This window comes from Tenacibaculum sp. 1_MG-2023, assembly GCF_030547425.1.
GTDB lineage: Bacteria > Bacteroidota > Bacteroidia > Flavobacteriales > Flavobacteriaceae > Polaribacter.
In genome coordinates, this window is sequence record NZ_JAUORH010000017.1 from 48,353 (window position 1) to 72,677 (window position 24,325).

The 24,325-nt window shown below is 31.5% G+C and carries 20 protein-coding genes and 2 tRNA genes; 5 read left to right on the plus strand and 17 right to left on the minus strand.

Translation table 11 applies throughout. The annotated features are described in order from the left end of the window. Positions 1 to 9: 9 nt before the first annotated feature. Both fbaA and Q4517_RS11965 read right to left on the minus strand, forming a co-directional pair. Positions 10 to 1,068 (minus strand): class II fructose-bisphosphate aldolase, encoded by a 1,059-nt coding sequence (fbaA, locus tag Q4517_RS11960; protein WP_303509664.1) that lies wholly within the window; start codon positions 1,066 to 1,068, stop codon positions 10 to 12. 94 nt (positions 1,069 to 1,162) lie between these two features. Continuing rightward, on the minus strand, positions 1,163 to 3,616 hold the full coding sequence (locus Q4517_RS11965) for a BamA/TamA family outer membrane protein (protein WP_303509667.1): 2,454 nt from the start codon (positions 3,614 to 3,616) through the stop codon (positions 1,163 to 1,165). A 71-nt stretch (positions 3,617 to 3,687) separates the two neighbouring features. Between Q4517_RS11965 and Q4517_RS11970 the strand changes: the two genes are divergently transcribed. After that, positions 3,688 to 4,422: an RNA methyltransferase gene (locus Q4517_RS11970; protein ID WP_303509671.1), complete on the plus strand. Its 735-nt coding sequence runs from the start codon at positions 3,688 to 3,690 to the stop codon at positions 4,420 to 4,422. Positions 4,423 to 4,625: 203 nt separating this feature from the next. Here the strand turns inward: Q4517_RS11970 and Q4517_RS11975 are convergent, their stop codons facing one another. The 3 genes from Q4517_RS11975 to Q4517_RS11985 all read right to left on the minus strand — a co-directional run bounded on the left by Q4517_RS11975 (position 4,626) and on the right by Q4517_RS11985 (position 7,597). Beyond that, entirely contained in the window at positions 4,626 to 5,240 is a 615-nt protein-coding gene (locus Q4517_RS11975) for a deoxynucleoside kinase (RefSeq protein ID WP_303509673.1), read from the minus strand. A gap of 91 nt (positions 5,241 to 5,331) precedes the next feature. Continuing rightward, the gene (locus tag Q4517_RS11980; RefSeq protein ID WP_303509675.1) at positions 5,332 to 6,012 is read right to left on the minus strand and encodes a response regulator transcription factor; all 681 of its coding nucleotides are present in this window, start codon (positions 6,010 to 6,012) and stop codon (positions 5,332 to 5,334) included. Next, the gene (locus Q4517_RS11985) at positions 6,005 to 7,597 is read right to left on the minus strand and encodes a sensor histidine kinase KdpD (protein WP_303509677.1); all 1,593 of its coding nucleotides are present in this window, start codon (positions 7,595 to 7,597) and stop codon (positions 6,005 to 6,007) included. The genes Q4517_RS11980 and Q4517_RS11985 overlap by 8 nt, the downstream gene beginning before the upstream one ends. Before the next feature lie 120 nt (positions 7,598 to 7,717). On the opposite strand from Q4517_RS11985, the gene Q4517_RS11990 reads away from it, so the two are divergent. The 3 genes from Q4517_RS11990 to Q4517_RS12000 all read left to right on the plus strand — a co-directional run bounded on the left by Q4517_RS11990 (position 7,718) and on the right by Q4517_RS12000 (position 12,320). Next, positions 7,718 to 8,560 (plus strand): GLPGLI family protein, encoded by an 843-nt coding sequence (locus Q4517_RS11990; RefSeq protein WP_303509680.1) that lies wholly within the window; start codon positions 7,718 to 7,720, stop codon positions 8,558 to 8,560. Between the two features lie 84 nt (positions 8,561 to 8,644). Continuing rightward, the gene (locus Q4517_RS11995) at positions 8,645 to 9,499 is read left to right on the plus strand and encodes a GLPGLI family protein (protein WP_303509683.1); all 855 of its coding nucleotides are present in this window, start codon (positions 8,645 to 8,647) and stop codon (positions 9,497 to 9,499) included. A 34-nt stretch (positions 9,500 to 9,533) separates the two neighbouring features. After that, positions 9,534 to 12,320 (plus strand): carboxypeptidase regulatory-like domain-containing protein, encoded by a 2,787-nt coding sequence (locus Q4517_RS12000; RefSeq protein WP_303509686.1) that lies wholly within the window; start codon positions 9,534 to 9,536, stop codon positions 12,318 to 12,320. A gap of 55 nt (positions 12,321 to 12,375) precedes the next feature. Here Q4517_RS12000 and Q4517_RS12005 read toward each other — a convergent pair whose 3' ends face one another. Continuing rightward, positions 12,376 to 16,065: a reprolysin-like metallopeptidase gene (locus Q4517_RS12005; protein WP_303509688.1), complete on the minus strand. Its 3,690-nt coding sequence runs from the start codon at positions 16,063 to 16,065 to the stop codon at positions 12,376 to 12,378. Positions 16,066 to 16,151: 86 nt separating this feature from the next. Here Q4517_RS12005 and lipB point away from each other — a divergent pair, with 86 nt between their 5' ends. Then, the gene (gene lipB / locus Q4517_RS12010) at positions 16,152 to 16,856 is read left to right on the plus strand and encodes a lipoyl(octanoyl) transferase LipB (RefSeq protein ID WP_303509690.1); all 705 of its coding nucleotides are present in this window, start codon (positions 16,152 to 16,154) and stop codon (positions 16,854 to 16,856) included. A gap of 47 nt (positions 16,857 to 16,903) precedes the next feature. Here lipB and Q4517_RS12015 read toward each other — a convergent pair whose 3' ends face one another. The 11 genes from Q4517_RS12015 to Q4517_RS12065 form a co-directional block, all read right to left on the minus strand. Next, positions 16,904 to 17,548, minus strand: a complete 645-nt coding sequence (locus tag Q4517_RS12015) for a YceI family protein (RefSeq protein WP_303509692.1) — start codon at positions 17,546 to 17,548, stop codon at positions 16,904 to 16,906. A 65-nt stretch (positions 17,549 to 17,613) separates the two neighbouring features. Further along, positions 17,614 to 18,066: a D-aminoacyl-tRNA deacylase gene (gene dtd, locus Q4517_RS12020; RefSeq protein WP_303509697.1), complete on the minus strand. Its 453-nt coding sequence runs from the start codon at positions 18,064 to 18,066 to the stop codon at positions 17,614 to 17,616. Positions 18,067 to 18,128: 62 nt separating this feature from the next. Beyond that, positions 18,129 to 19,070, minus strand: a complete 942-nt coding sequence (rsgA, locus tag Q4517_RS12025) for a ribosome small subunit-dependent GTPase A (RefSeq protein ID WP_303509699.1) — start codon at positions 19,068 to 19,070, stop codon at positions 18,129 to 18,131. A gap of 41 nt (positions 19,071 to 19,111) precedes the next feature. Next, on the minus strand, positions 19,112 to 19,696 hold the full coding sequence (locus Q4517_RS12030) for a DUF5995 family protein (RefSeq protein ID WP_303509700.1): 585 nt from the start codon (positions 19,694 to 19,696) through the stop codon (positions 19,112 to 19,114). 13 nt (positions 19,697 to 19,709) lie between these two features. Next, positions 19,710 to 19,844, minus strand: coding sequence for a DUF5995 family protein (locus Q4517_RS12035; RefSeq protein WP_303509703.1), 135 nt, complete (start codon positions 19,842 to 19,844; stop codon positions 19,710 to 19,712). Positions 19,845 to 19,945: 101 nt separating this feature from the next. Beyond that, positions 19,946 to 21,028: a bifunctional 3-deoxy-7-phosphoheptulonate synthase/chorismate mutase type II gene (locus Q4517_RS12040; RefSeq protein ID WP_303509705.1), complete on the minus strand. Its 1,083-nt coding sequence runs from the start codon at positions 21,026 to 21,028 to the stop codon at positions 19,946 to 19,948. A gap of 12 nt (positions 21,029 to 21,040) precedes the next feature. Then, a complete protein-coding gene (locus Q4517_RS12045) occupies positions 21,041 to 21,904 on the minus strand; it encodes a prephenate dehydrogenase (protein ID WP_303509707.1) in 864 nt (287 codons plus the stop codon). Then, positions 21,904 to 23,046: a pyridoxal phosphate-dependent aminotransferase gene (locus Q4517_RS12050; protein ID WP_303509710.1), complete on the minus strand. Its 1,143-nt coding sequence runs from the start codon at positions 23,044 to 23,046 to the stop codon at positions 21,904 to 21,906. Before Q4517_RS12050 ends, Q4517_RS12045 begins: the two co-directional genes overlap by 1 nt. Next, positions 23,043 to 23,867 (minus strand): prephenate dehydratase, encoded by an 825-nt coding sequence (locus tag Q4517_RS12055; protein WP_303509716.1) that lies wholly within the window; start codon positions 23,865 to 23,867, stop codon positions 23,043 to 23,045. Before Q4517_RS12055 ends, Q4517_RS12050 begins: the two co-directional genes overlap by 4 nt. Positions 23,868 to 24,133: 266 nt before the next feature. After that, a tRNA-Asp gene (locus Q4517_RS12060) sits at positions 24,134 to 24,207 on the minus strand. Between the two features lie 42 nt (positions 24,208 to 24,249). Then, positions 24,250 to 24,323, minus strand: a tRNA-Asp gene (locus Q4517_RS12065). Positions 24,324 to 24,325 lie beyond the last annotated feature (2 nt).

The window sequence follows — 24,325 nt, forward strand, 5'->3', positions numbered from 1 at the left end:
CAAAGAATATTATAATGTGTTTACATTATTTAAATCTTCAAAAGCTTTCTTTAATCGAGCCTTGAAGGTTTGTTCTCCTTCACGTAACCATTTACGAGGGTCATAATACTTCTTATTAGGAACATCACCTCCTTCAGGGTTACCAATTTGAGATTGCAAATATGCAGATTTTTCTTTCATATAATCACGAACACCTTCGGTAAATGCATATTGTAAATCAGTATCGATATTCATTTTAATAACTCCGTAGCTAATTGCTTCGCGAATTTCTTCTAAAGTAGAACCTGATCCTCCGTGAAATACAAAGTCAATTGTATTGTAGGGAACGTTATATTTTTCTGAAATATACTCTTGAGAATTCTTTAAAATTTTTGGAGTTAATTTTACATTTCCAGGTTTGTATACTCCGTGGACATTTCCAAAAGCAGCAGCGATTGTAAATTGTGGGCTAACTTTCATTAACTCTTCATAGGCATAAGCTACTTCTTCTGGTTGTGTATATAACTTAGATACATCTACATCAGAATTATCAACACCATCTTCTTCACCACCAGTAATTCCTAATTCAATTTCTAAAGTCATTCCCATTTTACTCATACGAGCAAGGTATTCTTTACAAATTTCAATATTTTCTTCTATTGGTTCTTCACTTAAATCAATCATGTGAGAACTGTATAAAGGTTTTCCTGTTTCTCTATAAAATTGCTCACTAGCATCTAATAAACCATCAATCCAAGGTAATAGTTTTTTAGCTGCATGATCGGTATGTAAAATAACAGGAACTCCATAAGCTTCTGCTAATAAATGTATATGTTTAGCACCTGCTACTGCACCAGCAATAGCAGCCTTTTCGTTGTCGTTTGTTAAGCCTTTACCTGCATTGAATTGAGCACCTCCATTAGAAAATTGGATTATTACAGGCGAGTTAAGTTCTTTAGCTGTTTCTAAAACACCGTTAATAGTGTTTGATCCAACAACATTAACAGCAGGTAAAGCAAAGCCTTTTTGTTTTGCTAATTCAAAAATTTCTTGAACTTCTTTTCCGGTGGCAACTCCAGGTTTAATCATTTTTTATTTGTTTAGTAGTGTGTTACATAAATTATGGAACAAATCTACACTTTTTTATACAAGTTGCGATAAATTTTTAATAGAAAGTACTTTGTTAGAAGGGGTAGTTTATACCGATATTTAGTACAGAGTTAGAGAAATTGAAGTTTTGAAACCACTTATTTTTAGTTAGATACGGTTCGTGCGCTTTGAATCCTAAATCTAGTCTAGCAATTAAAAATTTAAAGTCATAACGAAGCCCAAAACCAGCTCCTACAGCCATATTTTTTAACGATTTAAAACCATTAAATTTAGCGGGATCATCAACAAAATCCGTGTTAGTTATGTCCCAAATATTTCCAGCGTCTACAAATAAAGCAGATTTTAAAGAACCAAAAACGTTAAAACGGTATTCAAAGCTAGTTAAAAACTTCAAACTACCGATGTTGTATTCAAGAACTGGAGCTCGTGTACCAGGACCTAAATCATAGGTTCTCCATGCACGTATATCGTTAGAACCTCCTGCAAAATAACTGCGAGAAAAAGGAACTCCAGAATTATCGTAAGTAAAAATAGCTCCAAGAAAAGTTCTGTGTGCTAAAACATTGTTGTCACCTAAATTCCAATATTTTTTATACTCAATATCTGTTTTAAAATATTGAGCAATAGGAATTTTAAAAACAGTTTTTTGCCCAGAACTATTGGTCTTATTTGATAAAAGTCCCATAATGTTCCCAGAGTTAGCAATTCTAAACTTAAAAAAAGAAAAGCTAGCATCTTTAATGCTTTCTTGATTATTATAGGTATAACTGTAGGCTATTTCTGGAATTAAAAAGTCGGAAGTTACAATATTATATCTGTTAGCAAGGTTTAAGACATTTTGAAACTCAGTTGGGTTTGATGCTGCAAAATTAGCATCAGTAAGAACGCCTGAAATGAAGTTAATTATTTCACCAGAGTTACTAGGTGTATTGTCTGGAAATGTATATGAAGGGTTATAAATCTCAGCAACTTCAGACAATTTTCGATATTCAGAATTATATATGGAAAAATAATTATCAACATTCAGGTTTCTAATATATTGAGTATTTAATAACTCTAATTGAATAGACTTTCTTTTGTTATAGTCCCATTTATAATCTATACCAACAGATATGTTTTGTTTATCTAATCCTATATTTTTTTGAATACCTATACCTGAGTAGAACTTAGTTCTAGGAAACATTCTTTTTGGAACCAATTTATGTAATCCGAAAGGAGCCATAAATCGAGGAACTTCTAGTGAAATATCTGAACCTATTTCCCAACCAGGTCCATTATTAGAGTTAAAATAAGAACCAAAAGCAGAGAATTTAAAAAGCTCAGCACCTTTAAATGTATTTCTATTGGTTAATGAAAATTTTAAAGAAACATCAAAGTTACGAATATTGGAACGTGATAACTCGGATTCAAAACCTAAAGTGTATTTCTCTATAGGGGTTAAATATACATTTGCTTCTAGCTCGTTTTCACTTAATTCATTATATCGAATAGAGGTTGCTTTGAAGTTTTTTAATCCTCTTAAGTGGGTACGAGTTAAATTTCTAAGAGAATCACTATAAACAGTATTGGGTTTTATAAATAGCGACTGTGATAAGTACTTAGGGTTGTATTTTAATTTTCGAAGAGCGTAAAAGTTAATTCCTTTATAAGAGGTGGTGTCCTTGTGTTTAGAGTTTCTAGTACTATAAGTATAGTCGGTAAAAACATTTACTTTCTTTAGCTTTTGAATTTGAAAAGGAACGGTTTTGTCGGAAATATTAATATCTACGTCAGTTTTTTCATAGTTTTTTAAAGTATCATTTTCAAATGAAATATAATTTTCATTAAAATGATAGACTCCTTTGTTTCTAAAAAGTTTTACAAGTCGATTTGCTTCTTTTATGAAGTTGTCATTTTTATAATGATCTCCAGATTTTAAATAGCTTTTGTCTTTTGTTAGTTGGTATAAAGAATCTAAAACAGGTGATGTAATAAAGGTTTTTATGGTGTCTAAATAAGAAGGATTTCCTTTTGTAATATGATAACTAACTTTTCCTTTCTTTTTACCGATAGTATCCTTTTTAGAAGAAACGTTGGCTCTAAAATATCCTTCAGTTTGATAGTAAGCTTTTAAATTATCTACAGTCCTACTAGTTTTTTTGTCATCAATTATAATTGGAGCTTGTCCACTTGTTAAAAACCAGTTATTAAACCCAATAAATGTTTTAGCTACAGCAATACTTTGTTTTTCAGAGAAAATATTTTTGTAAAAGTTATAGGTTTTTGGATGTTTTTTAGCCCATTCACTAGGTGTTTTAGGTGTTTCAGGATTCCCTAAATTATAAAAATGCAATGATAAAGGCATACCTAGAGCCTTAGCGTTAGGACGTTGCATTAGTAGTTCAGTAATATTACCACTAGAGTTTTTTACACTGTCAATATATACCGTGTTTTTGGCTAGCAATAACTCGTTTTCTTTAACATATTTAATCGTGCTACATGAGCTGAATAAGACTACTAATAAAAAGAAGAAAGAAAGTTTTTTCATTAACTTTACACCTCGTATTAAGAATCAAAAATACTATTTTTTAGTGGTTTTAGAGTGTTAAAAACAATTTAATGAGTTTATCTAAAAACAATATAAAGTTAATAACTAGTTTACAACAAAAAAAGTATAGACAGAAGCATCAATTATTTGTTGCAGAAGGAGTGAAGGTGGTTAATGAATTACTTGCGTCTTCTTTAAAGGTAGAGCAATTATATACTACTGATGAGTCATTTATGACTTTAAAAGAAGTAGAGGTTGTTTTGATTTCTGAAAATGAGTTGAAAAAAGTAAGTACTCTAAAAAAACCAAATAAGGTATTAGGTCTGTTTAAGATTCCGAAAGATGAAGAAATTAATAAAAACAGTTTTATTGTTGCTTTAGATGGAGTTAACGACCCAGGGAATTTAGGAACAATTATCCGTCTATGCGATTGGTTTGGGATTTCTGAGTTGGTATGTTCTAAAAATACGGTTGATTGTTATAATCAAAAGGTGGTACAATCTACTATGGGATCGTTAACAAGAGTTCAGGTTTCATACGTTGACCTACCTGAATTTTTAAAGAGTACTTCATTGCCTATTTATACAGCAGATATGGATGGTGAAAATGTATACACTACATCATTACCTAAACAAGCAGTTTTAGTAATGGGAAATGAGGCAAATGGAATTTCTCCTGAAATTGCTGATATTGTAAAAAACACTGTAACCATCCCAAGGTTTGGGGAGTTACAACAAACTGAAAGTTTAAATGTAGCAACAGCAACAGCTATATTACTAAGTGAGTTTAAAAGAGAATTAACTTAACTGATAAAACTAAATCGCTATTGCTTGATTTTTTCAGAAAAAGCTTCTAATTCTTCTTTATAAAGAGCGTCAGTGTTTTGGTGAAAATTGAAAGATAGGTTAGTTAGTTCTTGTTATTTTAAGAGAGAGTTAAAAAGAGAAACCCTTTGTTCTTTACTAAAGAACAAAGGGTTTGTTATTATAGTTTTTAAGCTCTTTAAAACTTAAAATAATCCATTTATTTGAGCATCTATTCTGTCAATAATAGAACCTAAGTCTTCCTGATTATCAACAAAATCTAAATTATCTACATCAATAATTAATAACTTTCCTTTAGTATACTGGCTAATCCAAGCTTCATAGCGTTCATTTAATCGACTTAAATAATCGATACTAATAGAGTTTTCATACTCCCTGCCTCGTTTATGAATTTGACCTACTAATGTAGAAATATCTGCACGTAAATAAATTAATAAATCAGGTGGAGTTACCAAGTTTTCCATTAATTCAAATAGAGAAGAATAGTTGCTATAATCTCTATTTGTCATTAATCCCATTGCATGTAAGTTGGGTGCGAAAATATGAGCGTCTTCGTAAATAGTTCGATCTTGAATTATTTTTTTACCAGATTTACGTAGCTCTAGTACCTGACGAAAACGACTATTTAAAAAGTAAACTTGTAAATTAAAAGACCAACGTTCCATTTCGGCATAAAAGTCATCTAAATACGGGTTTTCATCAACTGATTCAAAATGAGCTTCCCAATTGTAGTGCTTTGCTAATAATTTTGTTAAAGTGGTTTTACCCGCGCCAATGTTCCCGGCAATTGCTACGTGCATAATTATTTGTTGTAAAGTGTTTTTTTATATTGCTGGCACTGCCAGATTAGGGGACGGTAAAATTACATAAAAAAAGGAACTCATAAACAATTTAACAGATCAATTTATAACCATAGCCTCTTATGTTTATAATTTGAATATTCTCATCGTGTTTTAGCTTCTTTCTCAGCTTAGAAATAAAAACATCCATACTTCGAGCATTAAAAAAATCGTCATCTCCCCATAATTTTTTTAAAATAAAAGACCTGTCTAAAACTTCATTTTTCTTTTGTGATAGGTGGAATAGTAATTCAGATTCTCGATGTGTTAATTTTTTACAATCATTATTAAAAGACAAAACTTGCTTGGTGTAGTTAAAAGTATAATTACCAATGTTAATTGCGTCGTAGTTCTTTTTTAACTCAACTCTGTTTAACAATGAGTGAATACGAACAATTAATTCTTCCATTGAAAAAGGTTTTTTAAGATAGTCATTTCCACCGTGCTCAAAACCTTCAACAACATCTTTAGCTTGCGATTTTGCAGTTAAAAAAATAATAGGAAGATGTTTGTTCTCTTGTCGAATCTCTTTAGCTAGTGTAAAACCATCTTTTTTAGGCATCATTACGTCTAAAACTAAAATATCAGGAGGATTTACTTGATAAATTTCATAAGCTTCTTCTCCATTAAGAGCATGAAACACTTTAAAATTTCTAGTTTCTAAACTTTCTTTTACAATTTGGCCTAAACTAGGTTCGTCTTCTGCCAACAACACTTTAATAGTTTTACTCATTATTTAAAACAATTTTAAAAAGGGTATTATTCGGTTTTGAAATTAAGGATATAACACCTTTATGTTTTTCAATAATCTTTTTAGTATAATATAAGCCTATCCCAAAACCTTTAACGTCATGGGTGTTTCCTTTAGGGATACGGTAAAATTGATCGAATATCTTTTCTTGTTGATTTTTGTCAATTCCCTTACCGTTGTCTGCTATAGTTATTTCAATAGCGTTTAATACTTGGTTAATATGTACCTCTATTTTGTTTCCGCCATATTTGATCGCATTATCTAATAAGTTTGAAATGGCATTCTCAAAATGAAATACATCAATATCTGTCACTATTTCATGTTTGTTTGATGAGAATTGAATTGTCTTTTCAGAGTTGGTAAACTGATGTTTTTTAGTGTTGTTTTCTATTAACTCAACTAAATTGACAGGTTCTTTCTTTAAAAGTAATTTTTCGCTATCAAGGGTAGCAGTTTCTAATAACTTTTCAACCATTAAATGTAGTTTTTCTATTTGTACAGATGAAATAGAAATGTATTTTTTAGTTTTTTCTTTGTCATCTATAGCATTAAAATTATTAATAGCTTCTAGCGCAGTTGAAACAGTAGTTATAGGGGTTTTAAATTCGTGAGTAATGTTGCTTATTAAATCATTTTTAATTTCAGCCAGTTCTTTTTGTTGATTGATAATTTTTAACAGGTAAAAAAGACTCATTACAACAGCTAAAGAAAGGAGAAGAGATAGAATAATTCCTGTCGAACTTCTTTTAAGAATCTCACTTGACGGATTCTCATATAATAGGGTTAGCTTTTCATCACTTTTAACATAAGTAGACTTAGCATCACTTTGTAGGAATTGTATAGATACTCCTTCCTTTTTTGATGAGTAAAATAGGGTGTCATGTTTAAAGTGATTTAAGTAAAAAGGAGTTGAAATACCTTTAGTTGTTAATTGTTTTTTTATAATTGAATCTAGTTTTCCATGATTTAAAGCATCATTTTGAACAGAAATAAAAATGGTTTGTAATCCTTTTATTAGCTTTAAGCTATCGGTAGCTTTCTTTCCTTTAAAAACTTTTACCTCTTTAATTCCAGAAGAGTCTATATGAATGCCAGATGTATGGGGTTTATTAAATTGAGTAACCTGAGTGATTTTAGAATATTTTTCAGGGGTTGAATCTTTAATTTTATTTTCTATATCAAGTAAAAGTGAGTCAACAAAATAAGAATTCATCTTTTTAAACTCTTTTGGATCGTCTGTTTTAATGTCAAAAGAAGAAATTTCAAACTCTATACTGTCCTTCTTTTTATCAACTTGTGAAGAGAAGACCTCCTTCCAAATATTTTTATTGCTGAGATTGCTTTTTGAAGTTGTTTTACCAGATTCTACGATGGCAAAAAAGTTTTGTTTGGTTAAAGCAGCGTAATACTCTTCAACAGCATTATCTAAACTTAATTGAATTTCATTTATAACACGTTGTTTGTTTTGTTGATAGTTTTTATAGTTCCAATAAAACTGAATCAAAATTGTGACAATAATTGTAAGGCTAATTAAATATAGTACCCAACGATGTTTTTTTGTGTTCATGTTTCAAAGATAGAATGTTAAAACGAATAAAAACATCGGTTAACATTCGTTAACATTCATTAACTCAAAAAGATAATGTAGCTAAGCATATTTGTAGTGTTTAATATAAATACTAAAAAAATGAAAAATGTTACATTATTCATATTGTTGTTAAGTGCATCAATGTTTTCGCAAAATTTTCAAGGAAAAGCTACTTATAAGACTCATCGAAAAATCGATTTTAAAATAGATAATGATAAAAAGGGTAAGGGAGCTCCAAACTCAGAAATTCAAAAAAAAATACAAGCGCAATTAATGAAGCAGTTTCAGCAAACCTACACGTTAAATTTTGATCAATCAGTATCTACCTACAAACAAAACAAAAAACTTTCTTCACCCCAAGCTCAAGTAGGAGGAGTGCAAATTCAAGTGATGGGTAGTGGAGGGGGAAATGATGTGTTGTATAAAAACATAAAAGATAAAAGGTATGTGAACAAAACTGAGATAAGCGGTAAACGTTTTTTAATAAAAGACAGGTTAGAAAACTTTGATTGGAAAATGACGGGAGTAACTAAGAATATTGGAAACTATACTTGTTATAAGGCTACTAAAACAAGAAAAGAAACCAGAACGTCAATGTCTATGACTGATGGGGAAACAGAAGAGAAAAAAGAAGAAGTAACTATTGAAACTGTGGCTTGGTATACTCCAGAAATCCCTATTAGTAATGGTCCAGGACAGTTTTGGGGTTTGCCAGGATTGATTTTAGAAGTACAAGATGGAAAACAAACGATTGCGTGTACAGAAATCGTTTTAAATCCGTCAGAAAAAATAGAAATAAAAGAACCTACCAAAGGTAAAAAGGTTACTCAAAAGGAGTTCGATACTATAATGGATGAACATACTAAAGATATAAAGGAACGTTTTAGAAACAAACGAAAAAGTAAGGATGGAAATTCTTTTCAAATAGAAATACAAGGATAGTTAGACTGTGTTAAACCTTTTATGTTTTTGAAAGTCTAACTCTTAACTACAAAAAGTTATAAGTATCATTTAAAAACGAAAGTAATGAAAGGTTTAGTTACAGTTCTTCTCTTATGTGTTTCCGGTACTGTTTTTTCACAAACTAATTTTCAAGGAAAAGCAATTTATCAATCAAAGACAACTATAGACCCTAATTTTGGAGGTCGACAATTATCTGAAGAACGAAAGAAACAAGTTTTACAACGTATGAAAAGCATATTAGAGAAAACATATGTTTTAAATTTTAATAGAAGTAAATCTATCTATAAGGAGGAAGAAAAGCTAGAAGCTCCTGGTACAGATAAAGGGTTTCGGTTTGGAGGTTTTACTGGTGGAGGAATAATTTACAAGGACTTTAAGGAGAGGAAGTTGCTAGAGTCTACAGAGTTTTTTGGAAAGAAATTTTTGATTTCAGAAAATAGAGAACAGCCAACATGGGAACTTGGAGAGGAAACAAAACAAATAGGCGATTATACATGTTTTAAAGCAACCATGGTAAAGAAAGCGACAGGTTTTGATTGGGGGAACTTACGAAGAAGAGGTAGAGCTACTAAGGTAAAACGAGATACTTCTACCGTTAAAAAAGTGACTAAAAATCTTGAAGTTCCCAAAGAAGTTTTAGTTACAGCTTGGTATACACCAGAAATACCCGTAAGTAGCGGGCCTGGGAATTATTGGGGTTTACCAGGACTTATATTAGAAATTAATGAGGGGAGAACCACAATACTTTGTTCGGAAATAATAATGAACTCTTCTGAGAAAGCAGAAATAAAAGAACCTGTTAAAGGGAAAAAAATAACAAGAGAAAAATATAATAAGGTTGTAAAAGAAAAGATGGAAGAAATGAGAGAACGATTTAGAAATAGGCGTGGAGATAGAGGAGGAAGAAACTTCCGTTAAACTACAATAACCTACTTAATAAGAAAATAATATAATGAAAAAATTATTACTGATAGCTGTTTATTTAGCTACTTGGGCTTCTAGTGCTCAAGTTACACTGAAAGGAGTTGTAAAAGATAGTATTGGAACCCCGCTAGAAATGGCAAATGTAATTGCCATAAACAAAACAACTAAAAAACTAGATTCTTATGGTTTCACGGATGCAAAAGGGAATTATAAATTAAATCTAGTTAAAAATACTACTTATAGTATAAAGGTAAGTTATATAGGTTTGAAAACGGAAGAAGTTGATGTAGAAACAAAAGACAGTAACTTGCTTAAAGACCTTGTTTTAGAAGGAGATGATAGTCTAGATGAAGTAAATATAACTTATAAAATGCCTGTAACTGTTAAAGGTGATACAATAGTGTATGATGCGGATAGTTTTAAAAGCGGAACTGAAAAAAAGTTAGGAGATGTACTTCAAAAACTACCAGGAGTTGAAGTAAATGATGATGGAGAAATTGAAGTAGAAGGAAAAACAGTTAAAAAGGTGATGGTTGAAGGAAAAGATTTTTTTGATGGAGATTCTAAATTAGCGACTAAAAATATCCCTGCAAATGCTATTGATAAAGTTCAGGTACTCAAAAATCATAGTGAAGTAGGGCAAATGAGTAGTGTTACTGATAATGAGGATAACGTAGTAATTAACATTAAACTAAAAGAAGGGAAAAAGAATTTTTGGTTTGGAGAAGTTTCTGCTGGCTTAGGATTAGGTATGGAGGATAATAGGTATATAGCACACCCAAAACTATTTTATTATAGTCCGAAGTATAGCTTAAATATTATTACAGATATGAATAATATAGGAGAAGTGCCTTTTACTATGAGAGACTATTTTAAATTCACAGGAGGCTTTAGACAGTTTGGAGATAATAGTGGAACAAATTTTAATGTAGGATCTAACGATATTGCTTTTTTAACTTTAAAAAATAATAGAGCGAAAGAAATTGAATCGAAATTTGGAGCTTTAAATTTTAGTTATTCCCCAAAGAAAACTTGGAATATTAGTGGGTTTGCTATCTATTCAGGAAATGAAACAGATATGGAAGAAACTACGCAACGTGTGTATTCAAATGCAGGAGTTGATGTAAATAGTTTACCTCCGTATGATGAGAATAATCCGTCTTCAATAAAGTATATTGATACCGAGCAAACACAAGATGTAACAAATCAAAAAAGTGATTTAGGTTTGTTTAAATTAAGTTCAAGTTATAAGCCAAATGCAAACAATCAATTTGATTATGATATTTTTGCAAAGGTTTCAAAACAGCAGCAATTACAAACAACATTCTCGTCAAGAACTTATTTGAATGCAGATAATGAGGTTGTGCCAATTAATCAAGTATCAGAGCAAAGTCCGTTTTCAATTAATCAAAACTTAAATTATTATTATACTTTAAATGATAAAAATATTTTTGCTTTTGAGGCGCAACATTTATGGCAAAACGAAGATCCATTTTACAATGCTGAACTAGAAAAATTATCTTTTTATAACCTATTATCGTTGACCAATGTTAATCCAAATCCGGGGGATCATAATTTATTTAATGTAAGTCAGAATAAAAGAATAAAAATAAACAAGTTAGATGCAAAGTTAGATTACTATTATGTGTTAAATTCTAAAAGTAATTTAAATATAACTTTGGGTGCTACCTTAAGTAATCAAGAATTTAACTCAACTATTTTTGAAGTTTTAGAAGGAAATAAAAATGAAATTACTGAGCTAAATACAGTTAATGATGTAGATTTTTCTTTTGATGATTTGTATATGGGCTTACATTATAAATTCATAACAGGTATTTTTACTTTTAATCAAGGTTTCACATTACATAACTACGTTTCTAAAAACACCCAATTAGGGTCAACTTATGAAGATAGTTTCATCAAACTATTACCAGATGCTTCGGTGAAAATTAACTTAAAAAAATCGGAAACACTACGTTTAAACTATGCAATGCAAACTAGCTTTACAGATGTAAATAAATTAGCAGAAGGTTATGTTTTTAATAATTACAATAGTTTATATTCAGGGAATAGAACTCTTGAAAACTCGTTATATCATAATATAAACTTGAATTATTTTAGTTTTAATATGTTTAATTACACCAATGTTTTTGGATCAATTAATTATAGCAAGCGTATTAAAGAAATTAAGAGCAATACAGCGTTTATTGATGTTAACCAAGTGAGAACCTCAGTAAACTCTGCTTTTCCTGATGAGTCTATTTCAGTAAGAGCAAACTTTCAAAAGAGTTTTAGAAAGTTTAAACTACGATTAGGAGGTAATGTGTCTTATGGAAAATCGAATAGTTTAATAACTGATCGACAAACGAATGAAACAAGAAATAGGTTAGCGAAAACATTTTCACAAACATATACTTCAAAATTCAGTACAAACTTTAAAGAAGCTCCGAATTTTGATGTAGGTTATAACGTGTCTATAAACAATTCAGATATTGGAGGAGTTGAAAACACTTTTACAACCCATAGTCCGTATATAAACTTTGATGCTTTTTTCTTAAAAGAATTTATTTTTACATCAAAATATATCTATAATAACGTGCTTAATAATGGCGAAACAATTGATAGTTATGGTTTTTTAAGAGCCGATCTTACGTATCAGAAAAAAGACAGTAAATGGGAGTATAAAGTTGGAGTTACCAACTTATTAAATTCAACAGGATTGAATCAGAATAGTAGTAATGATATTTATGTGAGTAATTCTTCGTATGTAATTCAGCCTAGAATAGCCATGTTTACAGTAAAATATAATTTGTAAAAACACAAAGCAACCCAATTTTGGGTTGCTTTGTGTTTTTTAGGTTCAAAAATAGCTATTTAACAACTATTTTTCTTGTTACTTGTTTCCCTGCATTTTCAATTTGTAAAAGGTAAAGTCCGCTAGCAGCTTTAGTTAATTGTACCTTTTCATTAAACTGACTAGAAACAGTTGAGAACTTTTGTATTTCAAGTATTCTTCCTCTAAAATCAAAAAGCCTAATAATTGTTAAGTTTTTATCCTTTACAGTGAATTTAAATTTTTCAAAAGCTTTTCCAGAATCTATTGGGATTGGACCTATTTCTAAGTCATCAAATAAAGTGTTATCGGTAGCAAAACTCTCTTCAACTGTTACAGTATAATCTTCTACCTCACCATTAAAGTTTAACCCACAAGAATTTGGATTACTATCTTGTCTTGTAGAAATTCTCATAGTTGTAGCCCCAAGTGGTGCATTTTCAGGTACGGAAACAGAAAGCGTGTTAGAAGAAGTTAAATCATAAGTTTCATCAGCAGCGTCAAATACACAGTTTTGGTTCCAGTCTATCCAAGCAAAAGTATTAATGTCGCTGTTCCCAGTTGTGTTGATAGTAGTTGTTAAATCGTAGCTTTCACCCCTAACTACTTGCGTCGTTGTTGATTTAAAATCTGAATACCCATTTGTTTTATCAGAATTATTGTTGATAGCATTAAAAGTAACATTCGTAATACTTAATTGTGACTCAGTATTACCAGAAGAATTACATAGGTTATCATTTACGTTTAAAAGTATATCTACTGACTTAGTCATTGAACCTGATGCTGCAGTAACTGTAATTGTGTAATCTCCTGTATCTACTTCTTTGGCGGTTAAATTACTTACTGTTAAGGTAAATTTTCCGCTAGTATTCATACTAGTAGGATTCAACGTTGCAGTTGAATTTGTTGGAATTCCTAAATAAGAAAGGTTAACAGTTTCATTAAAACCATAGAGAGCAGTATAATCAAAATCAAAGGTTATTTCATTAGTCGCTTGTTTACATACAGACATATCTCCAGTACTGTTTGAAATAGAGAAAGTAGGTTCTAAAACAGTAATAGTATAGTCTTCTACTTCACCATTAAAATTTAATCCACAAGAATTAGGATCGTTGTTTAATCTTGTTGAAACCCTCATAATTGTTGGTCCTGTTGGAATACCTTCAGGAACAGCAACAGAAATAGTATTAGATGAGGTTAAGTCATAGGTTTCATTAGCATCAAAAACACAATTTTGGTTCCAATCAATCCAAGCAAATGTTTTTATGTTACTATTTCCATCAGTATTGATAGAAGTAGTTAAATTATAGTTTTCACCTCTAACAACGTCTGTGCTTTGGCTAGTAAAGTCTGAATAACCAGTTGTTTTGGTAGAGTTATTATTAATACTATTAAAAGTAACATTAGTAATACCTAATTGAGATACAATATTACCAGAAGAGTTACAAAGACTATCGTTTACGTTTAATAGTATGTCTACAGATTTGGTTATTGAGCCTGATGTAGCAGTAACTGTAATTGTGTGATTTCCTTTAGTAACCTTTGTAAGGTCTGTTACAGTTAAGGTAAACTTTCCGCTAGTATTAATTGTAGAGTTGCTTAATGTAACTATAGAATTAGCAGGAGCTCCAGAGTAAGATAAATTAACTGTTTCATTAAAACCGTACAAAGCATTATAGTCAAAATCAAAAACTAGCTCATTTGTAGCTACTTTACATACAGAGATGTCTCCAGTATTATTAACTATTGAATAAGTAGGCGCTGTTGGGAAAATTGTTAAGTTGGTGTTATTAATATTGTAAAAAATGTTATCTGCTGCTTCAACTAATATTCGAGCATTAGCTGTGGGAGTATCAGGTATAACAATGTCTTCTGAACCGTCATTAGGTGTATTGCTTTTTAAAGTAATAGGAAAAGTAAGCCCTCCATCTGTTGAAAGTTTTATATTTACATTAGCACAATTAATAGGAGCTTGGTTTGTAGCTCCTTTACTCCAAGTAATAGTTTGAGTAGAACTAACTCCCCAAGATACAGCAGAACTAGGGCTAGTAACGGTAAAAGCCTCAGCATTTGTAACAGTCACTTTTATATCATCTCTAGCAGAGTTACCTCCTCCAGCATGATTATCTCTTACTGTAAAAGCAAAGTCTAATTCTCTAGCAACTGATGGTAAAACCTCCCATTCTGTAGAAGTGTTTCCGCTTAGAACGGTTGAAAGAGCGGGAAAGTATCTGTTTGGAGATTTAGAAGGAGATAATGATCTAAACATAGGTCCGCCAGTGTTTGTGGGTAATGGAGACATTGTTGCGGTTTCATTATCAATTTGCTCCCAGGTATATGTCAAAGAAGATGTTCCGTCAGCATCAGTGGCTTGTCCTTTTAAAATAAATGGAGTAGATTTAGGTATACTTACATTATTTCCTGCGTTAGCAGTAGGAGCATTATTACCTGTACTTGTTGAGGTAGCACAACTTCCTGTTCCTTGTACATGGCTCCACATTTGGGCTATACTAACAGCGTGAAAATAATCGTCACTTACATTTTGTACATTTGGTGAACAGATACCGGCATACCCCATAATTGTAGAACCACTTCCAGGTTCAACAGCTGTACTAGTACTTCTGTTCCCATCACAAGAATTATTAAATGTATGAGTAGCTCCGAATTGATGTCCAACTTCATGAGCAACATAATCTATATCGTAAGTATCTCCTATAGGTCGACTTCTTCCTGTAACTCCTTGAGCCTTATAGTTTGTAGCACAAACAGAGTTTAGCTGAGCTAGTCCTCCTGCTCCAGTACTAAACGTATGTCCAATATCATAATTAGCATCACCAATAATTTCATCACATTTTTCTTGACTTTCATCAATCAAGGTTCTGGCACTATCATTTGTTAAGCCATCTGTATCAGCATCTAAAAAGATTAAAGCATCATTATTGTCTACGATAACCATTCTTACAGCTAAATCTCTTTCATAAACCTCATTAACACGAGTAATTGTAGTATTCATAGCAGATAGTACAGCTGCTTTTTTTTCTGTATCACTAGCTGTTAATGGTACTCCTTGATTATTTATATGGAATTGAGCATATTCACCAGTACAAGCTATAGCCATTCTATAAGTTCGTAAGTTACCATCATTAGCATTTCTTCTTTGGCGTGGCGATATATTTTCGTCTTGTATAGCGTCTTCAACTTCACACAAAAATTCATCTTTAGAAGGAGATAAGCTGCTCTTTTTATATATTATATACTCTTTATAGTCCTTAGTATAAGGGTTTATGTATGAAGTACCTTCATTTGCTGAAAAAATGATTGCGTGAACTCCATCTTTTCCAATACTTATTTTGGCTGAAGAGGAAGGGTTGTCAATTCCCTGTGCTGAAAAAGATTTAATCATAGGGAACTTCTCGGCTAAACCTGATGCTAAATAAGGGGTTTCCTTTATTGAAAAACTCTCTAGTTTTCCATTAGCATTAGGAAGTTGTATAATTTTTGAATTAGGTGCACTTTTAGACTTTAAGTTTGGTAATGTGTTTTTAAATACATCTAAATCCAAACTCATTAAAACGTATTGTTTTGGTGAAGAGTTTGTACTGAAAGTTTGTTTTTTTTGTTGAGCAATAGCATCTTTATGAACTCTTGTCCATAGTTGTTGTGAATACAAGCTAACTATTGAAAAGTAGAAAGCAACTAAAAAAGGAAGGGTACTTTTTTTAAACATGATTTTTGTAATTGATATACGTTTAGTTTATAACAGTAAAACTCTAAATTTCCCTACCTTTGTAAGGTAGTTTAGCGGCACAATTTATGAATAAAAAAATAAGAATTAGTGATCTAGGAAGAAAAGATTACAAGGAAACATGGGATTATCAAACAAACCTTTTAGATGAAATAGTATCATTAAAAAGAGAGAGAAGGAATGGAGATAGTGAAATAAAAACTCCTAATTACTTTTTATTTGTAGAACATCCGCACGTGTATACTTTAGGGAAATCAGGAGATATGAATAATCTTTTGTTGAACGAAGAAAAGTTAAAAGAGAAAGAAGCAACTTTTTATAAGATCAATAGAGGAGGAGATATAACTTATCATGGGCCAGGACAAATTGTAGGTTATCCAATTTTAGATTTAGAAAACTTTTTTACAGACATTCATAAATATTTACGTTTGTTAGAGGAGTCAATTATTTTAACAATAGCTGAATATGGATTGGAAGGAGAAAGAAGTGATGGAGAAACAGGTGTTTGGTTAGGTGTAGGTACACCGTTTGCTAGAAAAATTTGTGCTATGGGGATTAGAGCCAGTAGGTGGGTTACCATGCATGGATTTGCCTTGAATGTGAATGCTAATTTAGGGTACTTTGACAATATTATACCATGTGGAATACGTGGAAAAGCCGTTACTTCGATGGAAGTTGAACTAGGTAGAAAGGTCTCGGAAGAAGAAGTAAAAGAGAAAATTATAAAACATTTTAAAGAACTGTTTGAAGTAGAAGAATTTATAGAAGTATAAAAAAAGGTTGACAATTGTCAACCTTTTTTAAATTTTAAAAACTAAAATTATTTTTTAGCTTTAATATCAAAAGAAACTTCCATTAAATCATTAATGAATTTGTCTTTTAAAGCAGCGTCAATTTTTTTAGACTTGTAAGTAACACCAAAATCAGTTCTGTCGATACTAAAAGTTTCACTTTTAAAAGTTACCATATTATCAGCTTCTGTAATAGTAGCTGGTATAGTAATGCTTTTAGTAACGTCTCTAAGAGTTAAGTTCCCTGTAACGTGTACTTTTCCACTTTTTACTTCAGAGCTAGCTACTTGAAATTTAGCAGTAGGGAATTTTTCAACATCAAAGAAATCAGCATTTTTCAAGTGTTTTTCTAAATCTTCTTTACCATCTCCAGCTTTTAAATCTTCACAAACGATAGTAGTCATATCAATAATGAATTCACCAGATTTTACGTTTCCGCTTTCGATTTCTAAAGTTCCTTTACTTAAGCTTACCACACCATTGTGAGAACCAGTAGGTTTGTTACCTTTCCAAGTTACAGTAGATTCTGCAACATTAGCTTTATAAGTATTGATGATGTTTTCTGTTTTTGCAACTTCTTTAACTTCGTCGCTAACAGCAGCTTTGTTTTTATCTGTTTTACAAGAAACAGCTCCAATTGCAACAAATGCAATAGCTAAAATTGTTTTTTTCATTTTTGTGTTTTTAATAATGATTATTAATCAGGTACAAATATAATAAAAAATAATTTCCATGGAAATTATTTTTTATCTTTGGAATCAATAATAATAGTTACGGGTCCGTCATTTAGTAACTCTACTTTCATGTCAGCTCCAAATTGACCCGTTTGTATTTTTTTACCTAGGTCAACCTCAATTTGTTGAACAAATTTTTCATATAAAGGAATAGCAACATCAGGTTTTGCTGCTTTAATATAGCTAGGACGATTCCCTTTTTTAGTGGAAGCATGTAGAGTGAACTGACTTACAGTAATTATATCACCGTTAATATCTTTAACCGACCTATTCATAACACCTCTATCATCATTAAAAATACGAAGGTTTGTTATTTTATTTGATAACCAGTTAATGTCTTCCTGAGTATCTTCATTAATAATTCCGAGTAAAATTAAGAGGCCATTTTGTATTTCAGCTACTTTTTTATTTTCAATAGTAACGCTAGCTTTTGAAACGCGTTGAAGTACAATTTTCATTTTATATGGATTGTTATTTGTTGAGCTATTTAAATCTTTTAGTCAAAAAAAGAAAGAACTAACTATTCCCAAATATCAGTTCTATAGTGTTCTTCTTCTCCTTCTAAGATTTGTAGATAACTTTTGTAACGAGACCAAGCAATTTCTTCATTTTCTAATGCGTCTTTTACAGCGCATTGTGGCTCATTTATATGAATGCAATTATTGAATTTACAGTTTTGCTTTAAAGCAAAGAATTCTGGAAAATAATCACCTAGTTCATCTTTATCTATATCAACTACACCAAAGCCTTTAATTCCAGGGGTGTCAATAATACGAGCATCAAAACTTAAATCGAACATTTCTGCAAAAGTAGTGGTGTGTTGTCCTTGTTTATGTTGTTCAGAAATTTCTTTTGTTTTTAAGTCTAGAGAAGGTTCAATAGCATTTACTAAAGTAGTTTTTCCAACACCTGAATGTCCTGCAAACATACTTACTTTTCCGGTCATTAGTGTTTTGATTTTGTCAACATTGGTGTTTTCTGTAGCAGAAACTTCAATGCACTCGTAACCAATGGCATCATAAACATCTTTTAAATACATAATTTCGGCACGTTGCTCAATTTCGTAAGAATCAATTTTATTGAAAACTAATATGGTTTTGATTGAATAGGCTTCAGCTGTAACTAAAAAACGATCAATAAATGTGGTAAAAGTAGGAGGGTTGTCAATGGTGATTAATAAAAATACTTGATCAATATTGGAGGCAATTACATGAGTTTGTTTCGATAGATTAACAGATTTACGAACGATATAGTTTTTTCGTTCGTGAATATTAGTAATTAAACCTGTTTCTTCATCATTTTTAGTTTCTAATGAAAAATCAACAATATCACCTACCGAAATAGGATTGGTACTTTTAATTCCTTTTAGACGGAATTTACCTTTTATACGGCATTTATATAATTCGCCTTCAGATTTTACCCAATACCAACTTCCTGTAGATTTATAAACCGTTCCTGTCATAGAACAAAGATGAGAATAAAAATTGAATGTTTTAGTATTGATTAATCTGTTAAATCGTTAATTTTCTGAGCAACAGTTCCTCTTTCTGAAATTCTAATAATCATGAAAATTAATTGAGGGATAAAACCTGGGGAAATAACTAAATCAGCTTTTTCAGTTATTTTAATGTCTCTATTTTGTACAGCGTTTTCAAACTCACTAGCAGGCGTGTTGGCTAATTCAACAGCAAAATCCCAAGCACCATTTCTTGCTAATTCCATACTGAAGTCAACTAAAAAATCATCAACATTTTTAGTCCAGACAAGAATTTTCTTTAAAAAAGGATATACTTTAGATAAATCATCTTGAACATCATTAACTAAAGAGGATAAAATTTCATTTATCTTATTAAAATCATCATGTAAGTTTTGAATGTTTTGACCTTTAGAAACTTCTGCTGCTGCTATTCCTAAATCTAAATTAATATGTGCGTTCATGCCAACTAATAAATGTTGTAAAACTATATACCAATACTTATTAGTTATGTTAAAAGCTTTTTCCCAAGAAGAAGTAATAGGTGTATTGTTTTTGTAATTGTAATAAGCATCTATATATCTTTTAGCAAAAATTATATCGAGTTTTTCCATTCGTTGGTTGTTATCAAAAATAATCGTTTTGTATGCCCTCTTTTACTTTGATAGTAACTTTTTGGTATAAAGTAGCAAAATATCCTAATGGACTTTTGTTTTCTATAGATTCGTTAATGATATCTTGTAATATATTTATTACATACATCTATTGTATGTATAGGTTTCATTTTTTAAAGTTTGGCAGGATGAAAATACAATAAATAGAATAAAAAAGACCGCTAGTTTGTTAGCGGTCTTTTTAGGTATTTAGTTGTTAATTATTTTTTCTTGATGATTTATACTTTCTTGGTGTATTGCTTTGAACATTTTAAGCACAAACTCTTCACTTAAACCACGTTCATCACCTTCTAAAATCATTTTACCTAGAATTTCATTCCAACGTTTAGTTTGTAAAATAGCGACGTTTTTCTCTTTTTTCAACTCACCAATAGAGTCTGCTATCTTCATACGCTTTCCTAGCATTTCAATTAGTTGATGGTCAACAACATCAATTTGAGTACGTAGTGTATTTAATGCATTTCGATATTCAGCTTCTGTATCAGTAGCTTTTCTAACTTTTAAGTCAATCATCATTTGAACTAATGATTTAGGAGTAATTTGTTGTGCAGCATCACTCCAAGCATTGTCAGGGTCATAATGAGTTTCAATCATTAAACCATCAAAGTTTAAATCTAACGCAGTTTGACAAATATCAAAAATAATATCACGACGACCAGCAATGTGAGATGGGTCACAAATTAATGGTAAATCAGGAAAACGATTTTGTAACTCAATAGGAATTTGCCATTCAGGATTGTTACGGTATCTTGTTTTTTCGTAAGTAGAGAAACCTCTATGGATAACCCCTAATTTTTTAATGTTTTTAGCATACAAACGTTCTATAGCACCTAACCACAAAGGTAAGTCGGGGTTTACAGGGTTTTTTACTAGTACAATTTTATCTGTTCCCTCTAAAGCATCAGCAATTTCTTGAATAATAAAAGGGCTCACAGTAGTACGAGCACCAATCCATAAAATATCTACATCGTGTTCTAAAGCTAACTTTACATGGTCTTTGTTAGCCACTTCTGTAGCAATTAACATTCCGGTTTCTTTTTTAGCTTTCTGTAACCATTTTAATCCTAGGGCACCCACACCTTCAAAGTTGCCAGGTCTGGTACGAGGTTTCCAGATTCCAGCTCTTAAAACGGTAGCGTCGGTGTCTTTTAATTCGTGTGCAATTTGTAGCACTTGTTCTTCAGTTTCAGCGCTGCAAGGTCCTGCAATTACTAATGGATGCCCTAACCCGAAGGCATCTAACCATGTTTTTAATTCTTTCGTATTCTCCATTTTTAGTTTTTATTACTGAGGTGTTACCTCTTGAATTCCGTTTAAAATCTGTTTTATATAATTTGTATTTTCCATTTCGGTATAAATTTCTGGAAAATCATTGCGCTCTAGTAATGTTTTGAATTTCTGTAAGTTATGGATGTATTCGCTTAAAGATTCAATAACGTTTTCTTTGTTTTGCTCAAAAATAGGTGTCCACATTGCAGGTGAGCTTTTTGCCAAACGCACAGTAGAAGCAAATCCACTACCTGCCATATCAAAAATATCTCGTTCATTTTTTTCTTTTTCTAGGACTGTTTTTCCTAACATAAAAGAACTGATATGCGATAAATGTGATACATAGGCTATATGCTTATCGTGTGACTTTGGATCCATGTATCGAATACGCATTCCTAATTTTGAGAATATGTCTAATGCTTTTTCCTGTAATTTGAATGCTGTTTTTTCTACCTCACAAATAATATTAGTTTTATTTCTAAATAAATTTGTCAACGCTGCATTTGGTCCTGAAAACTCAGTTCCAGCAATGGGGTGTGTTGCTAAAAAATTTCTTCTTTTCGGATGGTTTTTAACAGCATCGCAAATTGTTTCTTTAGTCGAACCTACATCGAAAACCAAACAAGTATCTGAAATAGTATCCAATGTTTTAAAAATTATACCTTGAGAAACATCTACAGGTATGGCAATAACAACGATATCTGCATTATGTAGTTCTGAAAAAGTTGATTTTTGATGGATGATTCCTCTTTCTAAAGCGAGATTACCATGTTCTTCGTTGGAATCAATTCCATAGATAGTAGTATTTTTAAATCCTTGCTGAATATCTAAGGCAAAACTTCCGCCGATTAATCCTAGTCCTATGATAAATACGTTCATTATATTCTGTTAATTGCTTCGTTAATTTTTTCTTCAGGCACGCATAGTGAAAAACGAATATACCCTTCACCTTGGTTGCCAAAAATGATTCCTGGAGCAGCAAAAATGTGCTTGTCGTATAACAAATCATCAATCATTTCTTCAGCTGTTTTTCCTTTGGGAAGTTTACACCAAACAAACATTCCAGATGCGTTTTTGTCGTAGGTACATCCTAGCTTTTTTGCTAGTTCAAAGACTAATTCTTGTCTCTTCTTATAGGTATTGTTTAATTGTGTAAACCAATCCTTATCTAATTCTAAAGCTTTTGTAGCTCCTTTTTGGATTCCGTAAAACATTCCTGAATCCATTTGAGTTTTTACTTTTAAAATTTCAGTTAAGAACTCAGGTTTCCCAAGTAACATTCCAACACGCCATCCCGCCATGTTAAATGATTTACTAACAGAATTTAATTCAAGAGCAATGTCTTTTGCGCCTTCAATTTGTAAAATACTTTGAGGGTGTTCATTTAATATAAAGCTATACGGATTGTCATTTACAATAACTACGTTATGTTTTTTTCCAAAGTCAATTAACTTTTGAAAAGTTTCTTTAGTAGCATCAGCACCCGTTGGCATGTGCGGATAATTTATCCACATCAACTTTATTCTTGAAGTGTCTAGTTTTTCTAAAGCTTCAAAGTTAGGTTGCCAGTTAGTAGCTTCTTCCAAATCGTAAAAAACAGGTTCACCTCCTAACAAATTGGTAACAGAGCTATAGGTTGGATACCCTGGATTAGGAATTAACGCTTGATCTCCTTCATTTAGAAAAGCTAAAGAAATATGCATAATTCCTTCTTTGCTTCCCATTAAAGGAAGTACTTCGTTGGCAGGATTTATAGTAACGTTATAGTTGTTCTGATAAAAATTAGCAACCGCTTGTCTAAACTCTGGAAGTCCTTGATAACTCTGATAACTATGCGCACCAGTGTCTAATAAACTATCTTGAATAGCTTTTAGTACTGATGATGGTGGTTGTAAATCAGGACTACCAATACCAATATTTATAATTGGTTTTCCTTCTGTAATTAATTGACGTACTTCCTGTAATTTTTTAGAGAAGTAGTACTCTTGTACGGTTTGTAATCGGTTAGCAAACTGTATCATAATCTTCCGTTTTTATATTCTCCTAATATTTTAAAATCTTCTGCCATAATCTGAATTATAGCTTTTGCTTTTTCGTAATCTTTGTATGCTTCAAAAGTTACATCCACAAAAAAGGCATATTTCCAAGGGGTTTCAATTTTTGGTAATGATTGTATCTTGGTAAGGTTTAACTTGCAATCGCTCATTACATTTAACATTGCGGCTAAACTCCCTCTTTTATGATCTAATTCAAATTTTAATGATGCTTTGTTGATTTCGCTTTTTCCGTTTTCAGGAAGGGTTGTTTGAAGAAAAACAAAGCGTGTAGCGTTATTTTTAATGGTTTGAATTTCATCTTCAATAATTGACAAATCAAAAATTTCTGCAGCTATTTTGGGAGCAATTGCCGCAACACCTTTTAGTTGCTGTTCAGCTATTCTCTTAGCGACTGCAGAAGTGTCAACATCTTCAATCAGTTTAATGTGTTTGTATTGCTTGAAAAACTCTTTACACTGTAATAAAGCCATTGGGTGTGAACAAACTTCAGTAATGTCTTCAATTGTTTGATTTGGCAATGCCATTAAATGATGATGTATCGGCAGGTAGTGTTCACCAGAAATATGTAAATTGTATTTATCAATTAGTGCATAATTAGGGATAATAGATCCTGCAATAGTGTTTTCTAATGCCATAACAGCTTGTTCACTTTCTGAGTTCAAGAGACTATCAACCAGTACGTCAAAAGACAAACATTCGTTTAATTTAATGTTTTTTCCGTAGTAATTATTCGCAACGATATGGTGGTTGCTTCCTTGTATTCCTTGAATGGCTATTTTCTTCATTTTACATCAAAAAAAAAGCCTCGATAAATTCGAGACTTTGATTGGGTTATATTATTTTCTGTCAGATTAACAATATTGTACAAAGTCTCGTCTCTTACTAAAAAAGTAAAAGTAAAAATAAAAACCTTGCCATACGTTTTGTAACATCATTGTATTTGTGTTCTTTGTATGGAGCAAATCTTAGAAATAATTTTAACTAAACCAAACTTTTTTTTGAAAAAATGTAGAAAAAGAAAAAAGCTCCTCAAAAATTGAGAAGCTTTTTGCGGTCTGGACGGGACTCGAACCCGCGACCCCATGCGTGACAGGCATGTATTCTAACCAGCTGAACTACCAGACCGTTGCTTGAAGCAATATGTTGTATGTTTTAGAGAAACTTTAGCGGTCTGGACGGGACTCGAACCCGCGACCCCATGCGTGACAGGCATGTATTCTAACCAGCTGAACTACCAGACCGT